Source organism: Verrucosispora sp. WMMC514 (assembly GCF_027497295.1).
GTDB classification, from domain to species: Bacteria; Actinomycetota; Actinomycetes; order Mycobacteriales; family Micromonosporaceae; genus Micromonospora; species Micromonospora palythoicola.
This window is the reverse complement of sequence record NZ_CP114906.1, coordinates 2,388,320-2,403,906: the sequence shown is the minus strand read 5'-3', so window position 1 is coordinate 2,403,906 and position 15,587 is coordinate 2,388,320. Positions and strand designations below refer to the sequence as shown.

At 68.7% G+C, this 15,587-nt stretch carries 13 protein-coding genes; 2 read left to right on the top strand and 11 right to left on the bottom strand.

Annotated features, from left to right (window positions below; all coding sequences use genetic code 11):
* The first annotated feature begins 246 nt into the window (after window positions 1–246).
* Window positions 247–2,262, top strand: coding sequence for a CHAP domain-containing protein (locus O7597_RS10740; protein WP_281582639.1), 2,016 nt, complete (start codon window positions 247–249; stop codon window positions 2,260–2,262).
* 197 nt (window positions 2,263–2,459) lie between these two features.
* Here the strand turns inward: O7597_RS10740 and O7597_RS10735 are convergent, their stop codons facing one another.
* The 4 genes from O7597_RS10735 to O7597_RS10720 all read right to left on the bottom strand — a co-directional run bounded on the left by O7597_RS10735 (window position 2,460) and on the right by O7597_RS10720 (window position 7,309).
* Window positions 2,460–4,247: a hypothetical protein gene (locus tag O7597_RS10735; RefSeq protein ID WP_281582638.1), complete on the bottom strand. Its 1,788-nt coding sequence runs from the start codon at window positions 4,245–4,247 to the stop codon at window positions 2,460–2,462.
* Window positions 4,248–4,272: 25 nt separating this feature from the next.
* Entirely contained in the window at window positions 4,273–5,532 is a 1,260-nt protein-coding gene (locus tag O7597_RS10730) for an AAA family ATPase (RefSeq protein ID WP_281582637.1), read from the bottom strand.
* A gap of 451 nt (window positions 5,533–5,983) precedes the next feature.
* A complete protein-coding gene (locus O7597_RS10725) occupies window positions 5,984–6,634 on the bottom strand; it encodes a hypothetical protein (RefSeq protein WP_281582636.1) in 651 nt (216 codons plus the stop codon).
* Window positions 6,635–6,853: 219 nt separating this feature from the next.
* On the bottom strand, window positions 6,854–7,309 hold the full coding sequence (locus O7597_RS10720; RefSeq protein ID WP_281582635.1) for a DUF4262 domain-containing protein: 456 nt from the start codon (window positions 7,307–7,309) through the stop codon (window positions 6,854–6,856).
* Window positions 7,310–8,123: 814 nt separating this feature from the next.
* On the opposite strand from O7597_RS10720, the gene O7597_RS10715 reads away from it, so the two are divergent.
* On the top strand, window positions 8,124–8,705 hold the full coding sequence (locus O7597_RS10715; RefSeq protein ID WP_281582634.1) for a hypothetical protein: 582 nt from the start codon (window positions 8,124–8,126) through the stop codon (window positions 8,703–8,705).
* Window positions 8,706–9,043: 338 nt separating this feature from the next.
* Here O7597_RS10715 and O7597_RS10710 read toward each other — a convergent pair whose 3' ends face one another.
* From O7597_RS10710 to O7597_RS10680, 7 genes are all read right to left on the bottom strand, one after another.
* The gene (locus O7597_RS10710) at window positions 9,044–9,367 is read right to left on the bottom strand and encodes an SUKH-4 family immunity protein (protein ID WP_281582633.1); all 324 of its coding nucleotides are present in this window, start codon (window positions 9,365–9,367) and stop codon (window positions 9,044–9,046) included.
* 505 nt (window positions 9,368–9,872) lie between these two features.
* On the bottom strand, window positions 9,873–11,231 hold the full coding sequence (locus O7597_RS10705; protein WP_281582632.1) for a Fic family protein: 1,359 nt from the start codon (window positions 11,229–11,231) through the stop codon (window positions 9,873–9,875).
* A 358-nt stretch (window positions 11,232–11,589) separates the two neighbouring features.
* Window positions 11,590–12,381 carry a hypothetical protein gene (locus O7597_RS10700; RefSeq protein ID WP_281582631.1) on the bottom strand — a complete coding sequence of 264 codons (792 nt, stop codon included), beginning with the start codon at window positions 12,379–12,381 and terminating at the stop codon, window positions 11,590–11,592.
* A gap of 467 nt (window positions 12,382–12,848) precedes the next feature.
* Entirely contained in the window at window positions 12,849–13,223 is a 375-nt protein-coding gene (locus O7597_RS10695) for a hypothetical protein (RefSeq protein WP_281582630.1), read from the bottom strand.
* Between the two features lie 92 nt (window positions 13,224–13,315).
* The gene (locus O7597_RS10690; RefSeq protein WP_281582629.1) at window positions 13,316–13,525 is read right to left on the bottom strand and encodes a hypothetical protein; all 210 of its coding nucleotides are present in this window, start codon (window positions 13,523–13,525) and stop codon (window positions 13,316–13,318) included.
* Window positions 13,522–14,643 carry a M23 family metallopeptidase gene (locus O7597_RS10685; protein WP_281582628.1) on the bottom strand — a complete coding sequence of 374 codons (1,122 nt, stop codon included), beginning with the start codon at window positions 14,641–14,643 and terminating at the stop codon, window positions 13,522–13,524. The genes O7597_RS10690 and O7597_RS10685 overlap by 4 nt, the downstream gene beginning before the upstream one ends.
* Window positions 14,644–14,784: 141 nt before the next feature.
* The gene (locus O7597_RS10680; RefSeq protein WP_281582627.1) at window positions 14,785–15,522 is read right to left on the bottom strand and encodes a GGDEF domain-containing protein; all 738 of its coding nucleotides are present in this window, start codon (window positions 15,520–15,522) and stop codon (window positions 14,785–14,787) included.
* Window positions 15,523–15,587: the final 65 nt, after the last annotated feature.

The window sequence follows — 15,587 nt, the reverse complement described above, 5'->3', positions numbered from 1 at the left end:
CCGTCATCGATGGCGATCATGACCGATCCCTACTGACCTGACCCACTGGGAGGCGATACGAGCGCCACTCCGAATTGGAGTCGGAACGGACGACTGTCGGCGGCTCCGATAAGTCGGCTCAGAGCCGGTGTCGGCTTCCTTCCACTCCACAACTTGACGTCCACTTGGGCTATCCAGGTTCCGACTGGCTCCTATACGTTGTGGAGCTGTTTGGGTACATGGAGTTATGTGATCGGAGGAAGTGGCATGAGCTATGCGCAGGGGACCAACGTGCTGCTCGTGCTGGTAGCACGTGCGCGGCGCTGTCTCTTCCTGATACGCCGAGGCCTCGCGGTGGTCTTGCTCACCACGCTGATGGTGACCGCCGCACCGGTAGGCGCATCGGCGGCCTCTGGCGAGACGTTGCTCTGCAGGTCCGCTGACTACAGCTGTTTGGCTGGCACCGGCTACGCGGGACAGTCGGTTTGGGCTTCCTGGGGCCCCGGGCACAACTGCGTCAGCTACGCGGCCTACCGGCTGAGGGCTAATGGGGCGGCGCAACCCTGGGCGCCGATCGGCAATGGCAATCAATGGGATGAGAAGGCACGAGCAGCGGGCGTGCGGGTTGACACCACGCCTGCCGTGGGCTCGATCGCCCAATGGGACACCGGCAGCTTCGGACACGTCGCGTACGTCGAGGTCGTGACGCCGAGCTACATCGAGATCAGCGAAGACTCCTACCTCACCGACACTTCGGGCTACTCGTCACGCAGGCGCCTCGACCGCGGCGGCACCACCTTCCTGTCCGCTGAATTCATCCATGTACGCGACGTCGCCGTCTCACCCGGACAGCCCAGCGCGCCCGGCATGCCACGAGCGCTGGCTCACGGCAGCCGGGTGAACCTGCAGTGGCCTGCAGCTACGGGCGCGAGCGAATACCAGGTGATGCGCAACGGCGTGCACCTGGCCACCGTTGCCGGTGCGGGCTTCCTCGACACCCAGGTATCGCCGAAGCAGGCATACAGCTACACGATCGTGGCTCGCAACGGCTCCGGCGCCACCGCCGGTCCGAGCCAGTATGTGCAGACCACCGGCAACGCGGGCGACCGGGCATACCTTGCTTCGGGTTTGGGTCCGGCGGTCTGTGGTCGCGCTGGTGATCAGTCCTTCCAGTCGCTGGTCTGCAGCATCTGGCGTCCCACCGGATGGATCTCGTCGTCCTCGCCAAAGGGAGACTGGGGATACGCCACCGACCGCGCCTGGTTGGTCAACGCCGACGGCACCATCTCCTACTGCCGCCGCGTCAACGCGGGAGACCAAGCCCGCTGCGACCGCTTCGACGGCACTACCTGGACTTCGGCCACCTCACCCCGCGCCGACCTGGCCTACCCCGAAAACCGCGCCTACCTGAGCACCAAGGACGGACCCGCCGTCTGCGGCCGTGCCGGCGACCAGTCCTCCCAGTCGCTGGTCTGCAACATCTGGACCAGCACCGGATGGATCACCAACCGCTACGCCCCCGCCAACGACTGGGGATACGCCACCGACCGAGCCTGGCTCACCAACACCGACGGCACCATCTCCTACTGCCGACGCGTCGGCGACGGAAGCCAAGCCCTCTGCGACCGATTCGACGGCACCACCTGGACCTCCTCCATGTCCCCACGCTACGACCTCGCCTACCCCGACAACCGTACGTACCTCGCTTCGGGTTTGGGTCCGGCGGTCTGTGGTCGCGCTGGTGATCAGTCCTTCCAGTCGCTGGTCTGCAGCATCTGGCGTCCCACCGGATGGATCTCGTCGTCCTCGCCAAAGGGAGACTGGGGATACGCCACCGACCGCGCCTGGTTGGTCAACGCCGACGGCACCATCTCCTACTGCCGCCGCGTCAACGCGGGAGACCAAGCCCGCTGCGACCGCTTCGACGGCACTACCTGGACTTCGGCCACCTCACCCCGCGCCGACCTGGCCTACCCCGAAAACCGCGCCTACCTGAGCACCAAGGACGGACCCGCCGTCTGCGGCCGTGCCGGCGACCAGTCCTCCCAGTCGCTGGTCTGCAACATCTGGACCAGCACCGGATGGATCACCAACCGCTACGCCCCCGCCAACGACTGGGGATACGCCACCGACCGAGCCTGGCTCACCAACACCGACGGCACCATCTCCTACTGCCGACGCGTCGGCGACGGAAGCCAAGCCCTCTGCGACCGATTCGACGGCACCACCTGGACCTCCTCCATGTCCCCACGCTACGACTTTGGCTACCCCGACACGTTCTGACCCGGTCACCTCAGCCGCGGTACTCCCCTCGGGATCAACGCCGGACGGCTGCGGCCGACGCGCAACGTAGCGGACAGCGGCCTCATCCTCGGGCAGCTGGGAACCGGTCTGGTGTCGCTCGTCCGACGGCATGTCACACAGTCGGTTCGACACCGCCCCGCGAGCGCGAAAGCGGGGCGGTGTCTACCCTGTCGCGGTCAGGCGGTGCGCAGCGCGGTGGCAGCCGCGCGGGCGATGAGTCGTCCGGCGTCGGCGGGGTTGCCGAGGACGGTGGCGTGGGCGCCGGCGAGTGGTCGGGCGTCGGGTGGGCCGAGCCAGAGCAGTCCGCAGCCGGCGCGGACGAGTCGGTCCAGGCGGGCCTGACCGTCGATCAGCTCGCTGCTGGTGAACTCGCCGTCGCTGACCACGACGAGTAGCCGTGCTCCGGCGCGTGGATCGGCCAGCCCGAGGGCGGCGTCGAGAGCGTCGACGGCGAGAGGGAAGCCCTGGGTGTGGCCTTCCCGGGCGAACAGGCGAACCTTTGCCGGTGGCTGTCCGGGGTGGGTGACGGCGGTGACGTACTGGCCGAAGGTGACGGTGGCACTGGTGCCGCCGGCCCAGGCGGCGGCTTGAGCGGTGATCCACGCCGCGGAGGCGATCGGTCCGGCGAACGCGTCCACGGACGGGGAGACGTCGGCGACGATGCCGACGTGGATCGGTGGCTGGGGTGTTCGGCGGCGTTCGGTGCGCCGCCACGGCTGGGAGGTGGGCAGCTGCCCGGCGGCGCGTTGGGCGTCGGCGGTGAGCGCGGCGCGGGTGACGAGCCGACCCGGTGGTGTGGTCGAGGTGATGACGGTGTCGGTCGGTTCCCGGTGGGCGGCTTGCCGCAGGGTGCGGGCGAGGTGCCGGGCGGCGGCACGTTCGTCGTTGTCGGCTGGTCGGGTCCGAGGCGCGGGTGGCCGTGTGCGCACCAGCGGGGACCCGAGACTGCTGGCGCCGCCTCCACCGCCGGCACCTGTGCTGGTGCCGAACACCGCGGCGGCCGCGTCCTGGGATCGTGCGCGCTGGTTGGCTTCGGCTTGGCGCTGCGCGGCGCGTTGCTGGGCGCGGGCAGCGGCAGCCGCGGCGGCGCGGGCGGCTTCGGCGTCGTGGCGGGCCACGGCACCGACGACGCTGGTCGCGGCGTTGCGCAGCACACCTCCACCGGCGGAACCACCACCCCCGCCCTGTCCTGGACCGCCCTGCCCGGCCTGACTCGTTGCGGGGGCGGGTGGGGTGGTGTCGGGGTCGATGCCCAGGGCGTGGCACCAGCGTCGACCGAGGGCGAGCATGGCGTCGGTATCGTCGTCGGACACCTGGTGGGCTTCCTGCCAAAGCCGGGTGAGGGTGCCGAGCAGGGGCAGGCGCAGGATCCGGGTGACCGCTGCGCGGAGCTGGTCTGCCTCGTCGGGGTCGAGGACACCGGCGTCGACGCGGCCGAGGACGAGCGCGGCGCTGGCGGCGGCCGCCCACGGGTCGTCGGTGGTGGGGATGTCGTCGAGCAGGATTGTGGTGACGGCGGCGCGTAGCCAGCGGCGGTCGCCGGGCCGGCGCCGTAGTTGGGCGGCCTCGATGCGGGATTCCTCCAGCAGCGCGGCGGCTTCGGCTACCCGGGCGGATCCGGACCCGAAGGCCCAGCGGGTGTGCTGGGAGTGCGCGGCCTCGTGCACCATTAGCCCCCATGCGACTGGGTACTGTTCGCGGGCGTCGGGGTCGTGGGGGTCCACGTGGCGGGGGTCGACGCCAAGGTAGGTGCCGTCGATTTCGATGGTGGCTTGTTCGCGGATGAAGCAGGCGGGTGCGCCGCCGCCGGCGCCGGGTTCGATGACGACGAGCAGGTCCTCGCGTCCGGCGATCGGGGGGATGTGCGCGCTGAGCGCGGCGGACAGGTGCAGCCAGGCGTGGTCTGCCGGCAGCGGTGTGGACGCGGCGTCGGGGTCAGCGTTGAGGTGCTGCGACAGGGACATGGTGCTGCCCTCCTCGTTGGTTGGGTTAGATCTGGTGGCCGAGGGCCAGCGGCAGGATCTTGGCTTTGGCGAAGGCTTGGCCGACGGCTTTGTGGACGACGTCGCGGTCCTCGACCGGGGCGAGGCCGATCAGGTTCGCGGTGGCGGTGTCGATGCCGAGCACGTCGGTGATCCGTTTGAAGGCGAGCAGTTCCCGTAGCTGGGGTGCCCAGCCGATTTCGCCGCTGTCGTACTGGGTGGCGAGGTTGCGCGCGGCGCGCACCATCCGGGAGTCGACGCCGAGCGCGGCGGCCAGGTCGTAGTCGGAGGACACCTTGACCTGGGTGGAGAACCGGGAGGCGAGGGCCTCGGTGAGCACGGCGCCGTGCACGCCGGGGTTGTGGCCGGCGACGATGTAGAAGCCGGGGGCGGCGGTGACGACCCGGCCGGCGGCGGCCTTGAGGATGATCTGCCGGCGGCCGTCCATGGCCGGGTAGACCACGGCGAGGACCTTCGGCTGGATCAGGGTGGCGTCGTCGATGAACAGCACCCCGCCGGCTTCCATCGCCCGCGGTAGCGGGCCGGGCACAAACTCGTAGCCGCCGCTGTCGGTGGGCACGTAGTCCCCGACGATGTCGCCGACGGTGGTGTCGCCGTCGCCGGGCACCGTGTACAGGTCGGTGCCGAACGCGGCCTCGATCAAGGAGGTTTTCCCGGTGCCGGGTGGCCCGTACAGCAGCACCGGCACGTCGGCGTCGCGCAGGTCGCGCAGCACGTCGACGTCGGGGCGTTTGGCCAGCAGCCGCGGGTAGTACAGCTGCCCGTTCGGGCGCCGCACCGGCCCGCTGGTCGGCTTACGCGGCCCCACCGACGCCGCCGTCGGACGGGTTGAGGTGGCCGGGCGGGTGGCGCTGGTGGCCGACGCCGGTGGTGGGATGGGGGTTGCCGGTGCGGTGGCGGAGGCCGGTCGAGCCGGCTGCGCTGGCGGTATGGGGGTCGGGTGCGCCTGGTGTTCGGCCGTCCCAGCCGGGGTGATGCGGTATCGCTTGGGTGAGCCGGGCAGCAGGTCGGCGTGGCCGCGTTCGGTGAGCCGGTCGCAGGCCTGACCGATCGCGCCGGAGGACCGGCCGACCAGTACCGCGGCGATGTCACCGACGTCCATCGCACCGCTGGCATTGGCCAGGACGGCGAGGACCTGGTTCTGCAACTCGCCCGCGCGCAGTCGCGGCAGCCCGCTGACCGCGTTGATGCCGCTGCTCGTGGCCGACCCGCCGGGCGTGGGTGTGCCCGCTGTCGGTGGCGTCATCGCTGGTCCTCTGACACCGCCGGCCGGTGCGGCGGGGACACGACCGCCGTCACCCGCTGCGGTACTCACGTCCTGGTCGCGGCTGGTGGGCGGTGGTGCGGGGTGAGGGTCCATGAAGTGTTCCTCCTGTCGGAATGGGCAGGAGGTGGCCCCGCCTCCGGCGCGGCCACCTCCCGAAACGGGGACGTTGGTCGGCGCCGCTGGACAGGCCCTCGGATAAGGGCGTGGCGGGCTACCGGTGGTGGGGCCGGAGTGAGGCATCGGTCAGCTACAGACCGCGTCGCGGATACGTGGGAGCTGTTGCCGCTCGCGCCGTTCGCCCAGCAGCGCCGGTGTGGGCAGCAGGTTCGTGTGGTGGCGGCTGATGGGCATTGGTTGGCGCCGGCTGCGGATCTGCGCGATTCGCTGGGACCGCCGGCGACCGGTGCGGTGGCCGCGTCAGTAAGGGCGGCTAGTCGGGCCACTCCTCCCAGTTCCACGTGCCGGCACCGACAGCGAACATGTCGTCGTCGTCCGGGCCGACGAACTCCCGCACCCCCGCGTCGTGCAGCAGGAGCACGTCGCCGCTGGCGAGCAGCTGTCCGGGCAGGAAGTCGGGCAGCGACCCGTCGCGGCGCCACTGCGCGTCCAGATCGGCCATCAGACGCGCGACCACGTCCCGGGTAAAGCGGGGCATGTCCCAGCCGTTCCAACGCGGCGGCCCGATCTGGCAGGGGTACGGGCCGCCGTGCGCGCCGGAGATCCGGACCACGGCGGGACGCCACGGCTCCCCGTCGGCGTCGCGGCTGCCGCTCGGGGTGAGCTGCCGGGCAGCGCCGAGGCCGACTGCGGTGGCCAGCAGCACCGCGATGGCCCGCCACGCCCGTCCGATCGCGGTGACGGTGTCGGCAACGATTCCGTCGAGGTCGTCGGGGTCCTGGCTGATCGTGTACCGCAGGTGAGAATCGGTAATGCCGGTGACGTGCTCGATCAGGACCGCGCAGAGTCGAGCGGACTGGATGTCGGTGGTGGCGACGCGCGAGTCGGCCAGCAGGGCGGTTTCGTCGAGGTCGTAGCCGAACAGGGTGCAGACCCGCACCAGCGGGCTGTGCGATGGAGGCATCGTGTTCTCCCAGCAAGAATCGTCAGCTCGCGAGGACGTGGTGGCCGCGTGCACCGGCTGCAGGCGGCCCGTCCTCGCGGCGACAGGTGAACGGGATGGGTGGTCTCGTGTCGGGCATGACAAAGCCCCACGCGGGGCGCGTGGGGCGGGTTGATAGCGAGCACCCGCTGGCCCGCGACGGATGGTGCTCGTGTACGGCTGCGAGGCCGAGTAATTGGGCTAGGGGCGGGCGAGCAGTGGTTGGACGTGTGGCGGGTAGGCGTAGCCGTCGTCCCACGGGAAGCGCCCGTGCTTGTCCGGCCACACGATCTGCCGCAGGCGCACGCGGTCCTTGCCGTATCGGGCGTAGGCCGTGCCCGGATGCAGCGCCTCGGTGGCCAGCCCGTCGACGATCGCTACGTCGTAGCCGACGATGAGGTCGCCGAGACGTTGCTCGTGGACCAGCGGCGGCATACCACCGTGCAGGCGGTGAGCCAGGTCGTTGAGCAACTCGTGGGCGATCAGCGGATGGAGCCCGGCGATGATCAGCTCGGGAAGATGACGCTCGGTCAGGCCGACGGTGTAGGCGAACGCGGCGTCGGCGTCGCCGGGCTCCGGCACGACAGCGGTCACCGACCAGCCGACGTCGTGGATGTGCTCCTGCTGCCGTCGGAGGTATTCGTCGGAGGCAGGCATGCGGTTCTCCTTCGCTCGTAGGCGGGGCATGGATGTGGTGAGGTCCCGGCCGTCACGCAGCGAGGCGTACGGCAGCCGTCACGGGATGTCGCATCGGCGCGGATCGGCTCACCGCAGGGGCGGGGCGCGTGGGGCGGAACCAGCCGGCGAAGGTTTGCCTGACACCGGCGACGGCCGGAACCCGCGCACGTCCGGAGGCGAACCGTCGGGGACGGCGGGCAACGTCCTGTGCCCGCTGTGCGTCCCGCAACGGTGGACACGGGTACACCTCGTGCACGCAGCGCAGGTTGCCGCACCGGCCCCGGCGGTGCGGGTCCGGTTGGTGATCGGCGGTGACACGCATGGCCAAGCGCCACAGCAGGACGTCCGTAACGTCGTGCGGCACCTCGGCGGGGGCGGCGGGCAGCATCGAACGGGTCTCCTTCCAGGGGAGTGGATCGGTGGGTGGTCACCACCGGCGTGCCGCCGTGGGCGTGGGAGTTGTCCTACCGTCGGGTCCGGCGGTGACCGCACCTAGGGACGCTCGACTTTGCGGTGAGATCAAGTCGTCCACGGGCGACAGCGGACAGCGAGATCCGGTGGATGGCCAGGTAAGCAGCCGTTTGCCGCAACTACCCCATGGGCAGCGGCTTCGTTGGCGGGACGTGCGACCACGTGCTGAAGCGGATGGTCAGCTGCCAGATAGTGATCAGATCTGCAGGAGCTCACGCTCGCCGGCACCTGGTACGGCGGCTTCCTGCTCGATTGAACCGCGCAGACGAGGACGCAGCGTCGCAGCTGAGGTTCCGTTCGGAGTAGGTCGTAGGCTTCGGGCGTGACGGTCGGACTGACCACACCGCAGGGGCATTTCCTGCACGCCGTGCTGCTCGGGGATCGTTCGTTAGCGCGCCGGCTGCAGTCACGAGCCAAGCAGGATGCGACGGCATATGCTGCGGTGCTGGAGGGCGCGTTCGTCGTGGTGATCGGCCGGCTACGCCAGACTCGGTTCGGTCCTACAGAGATTCGCCTGTTCTCGCAGCAGGTGATGGGCCGCATCCGTGCCGACGCCGGGGTCACAGTCGATGACGTATCGCGGATTATCCATCTGGAGCTGGGAAACGTGGTGTCCGGCGATGACGTCGTCCCTGCGCATAGCGTTGCCGGACAGCAAGCGGTGGTCGCTGCCGCCACCACTGAGCTGAGACTCACGCCGGGTGAGATCGACCGCGTGATCAGTGAGGCCGAGTCACTCGCGAGGCAGTGGGGTTTCGAACTCGTGCCCTATCGGCCCAGCCTGCTGATGCGCTGGCGCTTCGAGCTAGCAGAAGGCCGCTGGTACGGATCCGCCGATCGTAAGCGTTGGGCTGCCGAGCGGATGGGAGCCTTCGTCACCTGGTTAGGTGCCCTCCGGTCATGAACGCCGGCGAACCCGCCACAGCTCGCCCCCGCTGCTACGGTCCGGCCCGTGTAGACGCACACGGCCAGCGGCTGCTTTCGTGCAGATAATGGCTGGTGTCGCCGAGATCGCGGCCTACAACGCTGCCTGGCGCGTGGCGAAATCAGCCTGTCGGGGCGTGAGGCAGTGTTGTCGACCAGACTTGGCGGGACACCACAGCGGCGACCGGGTAGCCCTTACAGATGCGCAGATACGATCGTGTCCGTCCGTCCCCGTCGGCTGACGCGCGACACCCGTCCGCCAACTGATGTGCGGCACCTCCGCACGGTGATAGCGGTGGAAGACGATGTCTGCATCGATCAGTAGAGCCACCGGTCGAGCACCCCGGGCCAGAAGTGGGTGGTATGGTCGCCGTCCCCGAACGCGGGCGGGTCAAGGTCCCGGATGCGTTCAAATAAGTCGGCAAGCTCCGCGAGCGCTTGCTCTTCGGCCTGTCCGTCTTCGTCCCAGCGGTCGATGACGGTTGAGCTGGTCAGCCAGGTACCAACCATGTGCAGCGAATACAGCCAGTGGATGATCGTTGAGTTGACGAATCCGGCGCTGCCGTCCGACGACCATATTTGCACCTCACCGGTCCCCGGCGCGGCACCGTACACCCAGCGCGGGTCGTCGGAGTTTGCCAACCGGTACATCGTCGGCTCTGCGTCGAATGAGACCCACCGACGAGGTCATCAATCAGCGGTACACCACAGGAGACCAGCGGCCTTCTGCGGCGCGGGAAGCCACCACGTCGCCACGTCCAGCTCGGTAGCACGCACCACCCGCCCGGCACCAGCCCAGGCCGCAACCGCTTCGAACGCGGGAGGCAGCGGAAGATCATCAACGGGCACGCCGATGAGGGTAGTCCGGGCGAACTTCCAAGCGCCCAGTGGTCGTAGCGGCCATGCACCCATCTTCGACCTAGCAGGGCGCTTCGTCGTCGGCAACCTGCCGCCCCTAGATGACCGGCGCCTGTCGCACATCACTCGGCAGGGCTACGTCGCACATCAGTTGTCGGTTCACAGACGCGGTAGACGCGGTCGAGCCTGTCCCTCCGCCGACCGACGTGCGAAACGCGTCCGCCAACTGATCCGCCATAGTCGGTGCGCGGAATGCGGCATGAGCGTCTGGCCGAAATAAGTGACTGCTTCACCACGCCTTAGCTGACGCGATGGCGTCGGCCAGCGTCTGTGCGGCCTCCTCCATGCTGTAGTCGTCGAGATCGAACCCTCTCCTTAGGCGAACCGGCTTGGCCTCCAGCGGCCTGAAGAGCATCTCGTTTGGGATCCTTTCATCGAAGAAGATTGGCTCGTAGGGATGCTCGGAATAGGGGTCCACGCTCCTTCTTGAAATAAAGACAGATGGGTAATGACTTGAGCTCCCGGCAAGGTCGAGGAGCTGCGTACTATTGAAACCGTACCAAAGAAGCCATCGCGCCCGGCCGTCGCTGTCCAGGACCTTTAAGAACCATGAATTTCCATCTGCATCCCTCTCCTTTAACAGCGCGAAAGATGAAAGGTCGGGGTAGCCTTGCAGTTCCGCACGGAAACCGAGCGGTGCTAGTTTGTCGCTAATCAGGGACGCGAACACGGCTGGCAATCTGCACCATAAAGTGTACTGGTCGCGCAATGAAGTCAGAAGACGATTCTGCGCTACTGCGCGAACGTAGCCCGGTGCCGCCATCGTTTTCACGGTCCTTCGAAGCACGCTTACGAATAGTTCATACAGAGGTAGTATGTTGCCATCGTCGCTGGCCGCTAGGGCGTCATAGTATTGACCCCGGTCGGCACCTGACTTAATCAGTAGAGGCGGGAAGGCGTTACGAATGAGGGCAAAGTTGGCGAGTATCCGCGCCATCCGCCCATTCCCGTCTTCAAACGGATGTACGTGCGTGAGCCAAGCATGAACCACAGCTGCTTCCAGAGCGGGGTCGATCGCCGACCCATACCACCAGGATGACAGTTCCCCCATAGCTCGTGGAACATCCCAGGGCTCAAGTGTGCGATGAGTGCTTCCACCGATCGCATTACTTCTCTTCTTGTAGTCGCCAGCGTGCTCTTCACCAGCACAAACTATCCCATGGAGGGCGCGGATCTCAAATTCTCGGAGTCGCTCGTCCGAATCAGCCCACTCGTCGGCCAACTGGTGAGCACGGTAGAGCCCAAGCGCCTGGTAGACTCTCTCGTCGCCGCGTAGGGCGGTCATAAAAGAGCCGACCGGAGCGTTCAATAATTCTTTATGGGCGACTACCAATTCTCGTACCTGGCTCGGCGTCCAATCGTATCCCTCAATCTTGTTGCTTTCCGCTACAAGGTCACTGCGTAGAGCTACCAAATATGGACCAAGGATCTCACTGGCTTCCACCTTGATTCTTTCGTGAACGGCCAGTGCGCGGCTGCGAATATCCGCAGCCCTTTCCAGGATCTTCGCAACACGCAACTCGGCGGCAGGGTCGCCCGTCGTTAGATAGGGCGTGCCAGCAAGCATTTCAAGGGACGACGACTCCACTCGCTCACCTTACATGAGTCAAAGCGACTGTTCCATTGATTGCCTGAACTTCCGAACACTGGCTGAATTGTTCTCAGATCACAAGCCCAGTAGCAAGCGAGAATGCCACTATTCAGATCTTCCGCGACTTTATGGTGCAAACGCCACAAGCGGGCGCACTCACATCGGCTAGATCCGCACGTCAAAGGGGATTGGCTGGAGCTGCCAACTCCTCGGCAAGAACGTCGACATGGATTTCGCCAGGTCGAGGGGCGAGTTGCACTTGCAGCCGCACCTCGGTACTTGGACCGGTGTGCAGACCGAACGGATGATCGCGGACTCGAGCGGGCGCGAGACCGGGTGCCGGTCGGTCTGGATGTCACGGTTGCGCTCGCGGCGTGGCGAGCTGCCACGGCCATTGGTAGGCGCCGATGGCGTAGCAGCCGTTGTTGTCCTGCGGTACGCGATCGTCTTCTATCCAGCGGCTGGTGATGCCGTTGTCGTGCTCCCATTCGACGATGGCTAGGTTGCCGTCGAATCGCAGGTGGGGGTGTTCGCCGGGCATGTCGCTGGGGTGGAGGTCGGTGAGGTGGGTGGCCATGCGTTGCACGGCGAAGCGGGGGAAGCGGCACAGCAGACCGGTTCCGTCGCAGGTGGTGTAGTCGACGGCGACCATGGCGCGGTAGTGGCCGTCGCCGATCTGCTGGCAGGTGACGGTGGCTGGGGTCCAGGTGGCCAGCGGTGGGGTGATGTCGCCGCGGGTGTGGGCGATGCGGTAGCGGTCGTTGGTGTGGTCGCGGGTGGGGTCGGGGTGTAGACCGAACCAGTGCAGGCCCTGCTGGTTGGCGAAGCGGAGCAGGTCGAGTAGGTCGCGTCGGCCGTCGATGTGGCTGCTGTGCAGGGGCAGGAATCCGTGCCCGTCCTGGGCGGGTATCGGGTTGCCGGTGGCTCCGGTGGGGGTGTGGGTCCAGGTGTCGGCGCGGACGCGGTGGGCGGTGCCGTCGGCGTTGTACCAGCGGGGGAGGCCGTTGGAGGTGAGCCAGTCGCCGTCGGCGTCGTGGGACCAGATGAGCGCGGCCTGGTCGGGCATGCCGGCTGCGTACTGCTGTCGGGTCCTGTGGTGGGCGATGGTGGCGGCGGCGTGTTCGGCCAGCGGGAGGATCTCGTCCACCCTCCACCAGACTCGATGTGTCATGGCGGCCGTTCCTTCCAAACAGGAGGGCCACCCGGGTGCCGCACGGGGGGCGCGGGCCGGGTGGCCGTCGATCGTGGGATGTGGGGGTCGTTGTCCGCGGGCGGGCGGTGCCGCGAGAGCGGCAGGCGCTGCGGGGTCCACGGGCGGCTGGGCGGCGTCGCCGCGGCGGGCTGCGGTCAACCGCTGTGCGCGCTGGTGGCGAGGCCATCGGTCAGCGACGGCTGGTCATCGAGAGGGCGGCGACGTGCCGGCCGAAGCCCGCGCAGGCCTGTGGGCGCCGTCGGTCAGGAGGCGGTGAACTCGGCAGTGCGTTAACGCGTTGGCCGCGACGATGTGGTCGCGACGTACGCGCGGGGCTACGGCGCGGGACTCGCGGTTGCCGTGGTGCAGGGCGGTCTCCTCCGCGCGGCGGGTCACCGGTCCTGGGAAGGGGTGGGGTCGGGTCAGCGGGATTGCGCAGTGGGGTGCTGCGCTACCCAGAGGCGGGTGATGGCGCGGAGGTGCTCGATCTGCGCGGTCCGTCGGCCGATGAGTGCGTCGAGGCGGGGTCCCCGCGCCTGGAGGGCTCCGGTGTAGTCGATGACCGGGATCCGGTCGTCGGGCCCGGCGGTGAGGACGTGCTCGACGTCGCGCAGCGCGTCGCGGAGGGTCGGGACGAGTCGGGTGATGTGGGTTTCGGTGCTGGCGAGTGCGGTGAGTACGTCGCGCAGTTCCGAGGCCACGGTCGGCTGGTCCGTGCCGGTGGGGAAGGCGTCGGTGAGCGCGTGAGCGTCGATCCGTACGCCGCAGTACTTGAGCACGAGCTGAGTGTCGATCATGGTGCTGTCTCCTGGTCGGGTGCGGAGCTTGCGAGGGGTACGCGGGTGTGGTCGGGTGTGCCGGCCCGGTGGTGGCGCTGTGTCGGCTGCGCCTACTGGACGTCGTCGGGGCGAAGGATGTGTCCGCCGTGGTCGGCCGGTGAGAAGACGCCGTTGACCCGCGACCAGGGCCTCGCGCATGTGGTGCAGGTCCATGCCTGCCCGACGCCTGGTGCGCCGTAGGTGGCGACGAAGGCGAGGGTTCCGGCCGCTTCGCAGTCGTGCTCGCCGCCGCGGGCCGGGTCATCGTTTGTGGTGTTCATGCCGTATTCCTGTCGGTGATGGATCGACGATGTGCCGGCGCGTTATGGCTGCTGCCGAGGGGTGCACCCTTGCCGGCCATGAAGGGCTCGGGGTCGACCGCGCCGGCAGCGCTGGCGTCGCCGCGAAGGTGCACCTCGTAGTGCAGGTGGGGGCCGCTGGATCGGCCGGTGGAACCGACGACGCCGATGGGCTCACCGACGGTGACCTGCTGCCCGACCGTCACGATCGGCGGCTTGTCGAGGTGGCAGTAGCGGGTCATGACCCCGCCGGGGTGGTCGATGTCGATGTACCAGCCGCATCCGGCGGTGAGGTGGGGGTCGCCGTCGCGGTGGCAGCCCCACTCGCGTCCGGTGCCGCGATGGATGGCGTTGCAGCGGACCGTGCGGACGGTGCCGGCGGACGCGGCCCGGATGGTCGTGCCGCGGGGAACGCTGAGGTCGACGCCGTCGTGGCTAGGTCGCTCGTGGCTGCGAAACCCGGACCCGACTGGGGCGAGCACCGGCTGCGTCCACGGGCCGGGCGGCCCGCACCCGGGCAGCCCGTTCGCCGGTAGGTGGGTGTGGGAGGCGATGACGGTGACCAGCTGTGCCGCCGGGTGTTCCCAGGTTGCGTAGGCGTCGGGGTAGGCGCTGATCTGCACGGCCTGCGCGGCGTCGGTCAACGGCATGCTCTGCCAGCCGCTGATTGTGAGCAGCGTGGCGTAGAACGCGCCGGCGGCGTAGGCGGGATCCTGGAGTTGCGCCGGTGTGCCCCAGCCCTGGCTGGGGCGTTGCTGGAACAGGCCGACGGAGTCGCGGTCGCCGCCGGGCAGGTTCCGCAGGCTGCTTTCCTGCATCGCGGTGGCGACCGCGATGACCCAGCCGCGGGCCGGGACACCGAGCCGGGCGCCGGTGGTGACGATCGTCGCCGCGTTCGTGACCTGATCACCGTCCCACCCGTCGACCTGCGGCCAGGCACCGACTGTGGCCGGCGGCCCGGCCGGGTCGGTAGATGGGTGGATCGGCAGGCAGGCGTCGGCGGCGGTGCTGCCGGTCAGTAGGCCGCCGAGCCCTCCGGCGCAGAGCACGACCACGGCGACGACCGCGATGACGGCCGTCACCAGGGACCGGATGTTCATGGATGCCTCCAGGTGTCGCCGAGACAGGAACGGCCAAGGGCGTGGCGGGTGCCCGGGCCCGGCCCGGGTGGTGGGGCGCACCGCCGAAGCGAGACCGCGACGGGCTGGTCTTGCGGGAAGGGTCAGGCCCTGGCAGTGGCGTCAGCGGGGGTGTGGTATGGGCCAGTCGCGGGGGCGACCGCCGCTGGGGATGTCTCCCATGTGGTCGGCGTAGCCGTGCACCACACCGCCGTGGGCCTTGGCCCAGTACATGGCGATGTCGGCCAGGTGCAGCAGAGCCTCGGGATCGTGGCCGGCCTGACCGGTGCTCGTGTAGCCGACGCTGGCGACGATGTCGATGTGCCGGCCGTCGAGGACGAACGGGACCTGGCTGAGGTCCGACCAGGCGCGGTCGGCCACCGCGGCCGTGGTGTCGCCGCCGCCGTGGACGATGAGGGTGAACTCGTCGCCGGAGAGCCGGGCGGCGAACACGTCTGTGCGGGTCAGTCGGCGTAGCCGTTCGGCGACCTGGGCCAGCAGGGTGTTGCCGGCCCGGTGCCCGAGCCGGTCGTTGACCAGCTTGAACCCGACGAGGTCAACAACGATCACACCGACCTCACGGCAGGTCGCGACCGCGTGCGTCAGCCGTTGGATCGCCGCCCGCCGGTTGGGTAGGCCAGTGGTGTCGTCCTCGGTGGCCTGCCGGTGGTACCGGTCGCGTTCGACCTGCAGGGTGTCGACCAGGGTGTGCGCGTTCGCCGCGACCCGGTCCAGCGTCCGGGCCCGGGTCCGGGCGCGGGTCAGCAGGGTCCACAGGCGCAGCGCCCACAGCCCGGCGACGGTCAGCCCGGCGAGGAGCCCGCCTGCGGCGGTGAGGACAGAGGTGAATGTCTGAGACACTGGTTATCGCTCCTTGTGTGTGAAGGAGCACCGGGGGCAGGCGTCAGCGCGCCAACGTCGAACGC

Bases quoted from the DNA above. Each gene is read 5' to 3' on its own strand.
- O7597_RS10720 (WP_281582635.1), bottom strand. From the start codon at position 7,309: ATGCCTGCCTCCGACGAATACCTCCGACGGCAGCAGGAGCACATCCAC.
- O7597_RS10725 (WP_281582636.1), bottom strand. From the start codon at position 6,634: ATGCCTCCATCGCACAGCCCGCTGGTGCGGGTCTGCACCCTGTTCGGC.
- O7597_RS10690 (WP_281582629.1), bottom strand. From the start codon at position 13,525: ATGAACACCACAAACGATGACCCGGCCCGCGGCGGCGAGCACGACTGC.
- O7597_RS10695 (WP_281582630.1), bottom strand. From the start codon at position 13,223: ATGATCGACACTCAGCTCGTGCTCAAGTACTGCGGCGTACGGATCGAC.
- O7597_RS10735 (WP_281582638.1), bottom strand. From the start codon at position 4,247: ATGTCCCTGTCGCAGCACCTCAACGCTGACCCCGACGCCGCGTCCACA.
- O7597_RS10685 (WP_281582628.1), bottom strand. From the start codon at position 14,643: ATGAACATCCGGTCCCTGGTGACGGCCGTCATCGCGGTCGTCGCCGTG.
- O7597_RS10740 (WP_281582639.1), top strand. From the start codon at position 247: ATGAGCTATGCGCAGGGGACCAACGTGCTGCTCGTGCTGGTAGCACGT.
- O7597_RS10730 (WP_281582637.1), bottom strand. From the start codon at position 5,532: ATGACGCCACCGACAGCGGGCACACCCACGCCCGGCGGGTCGGCCACG.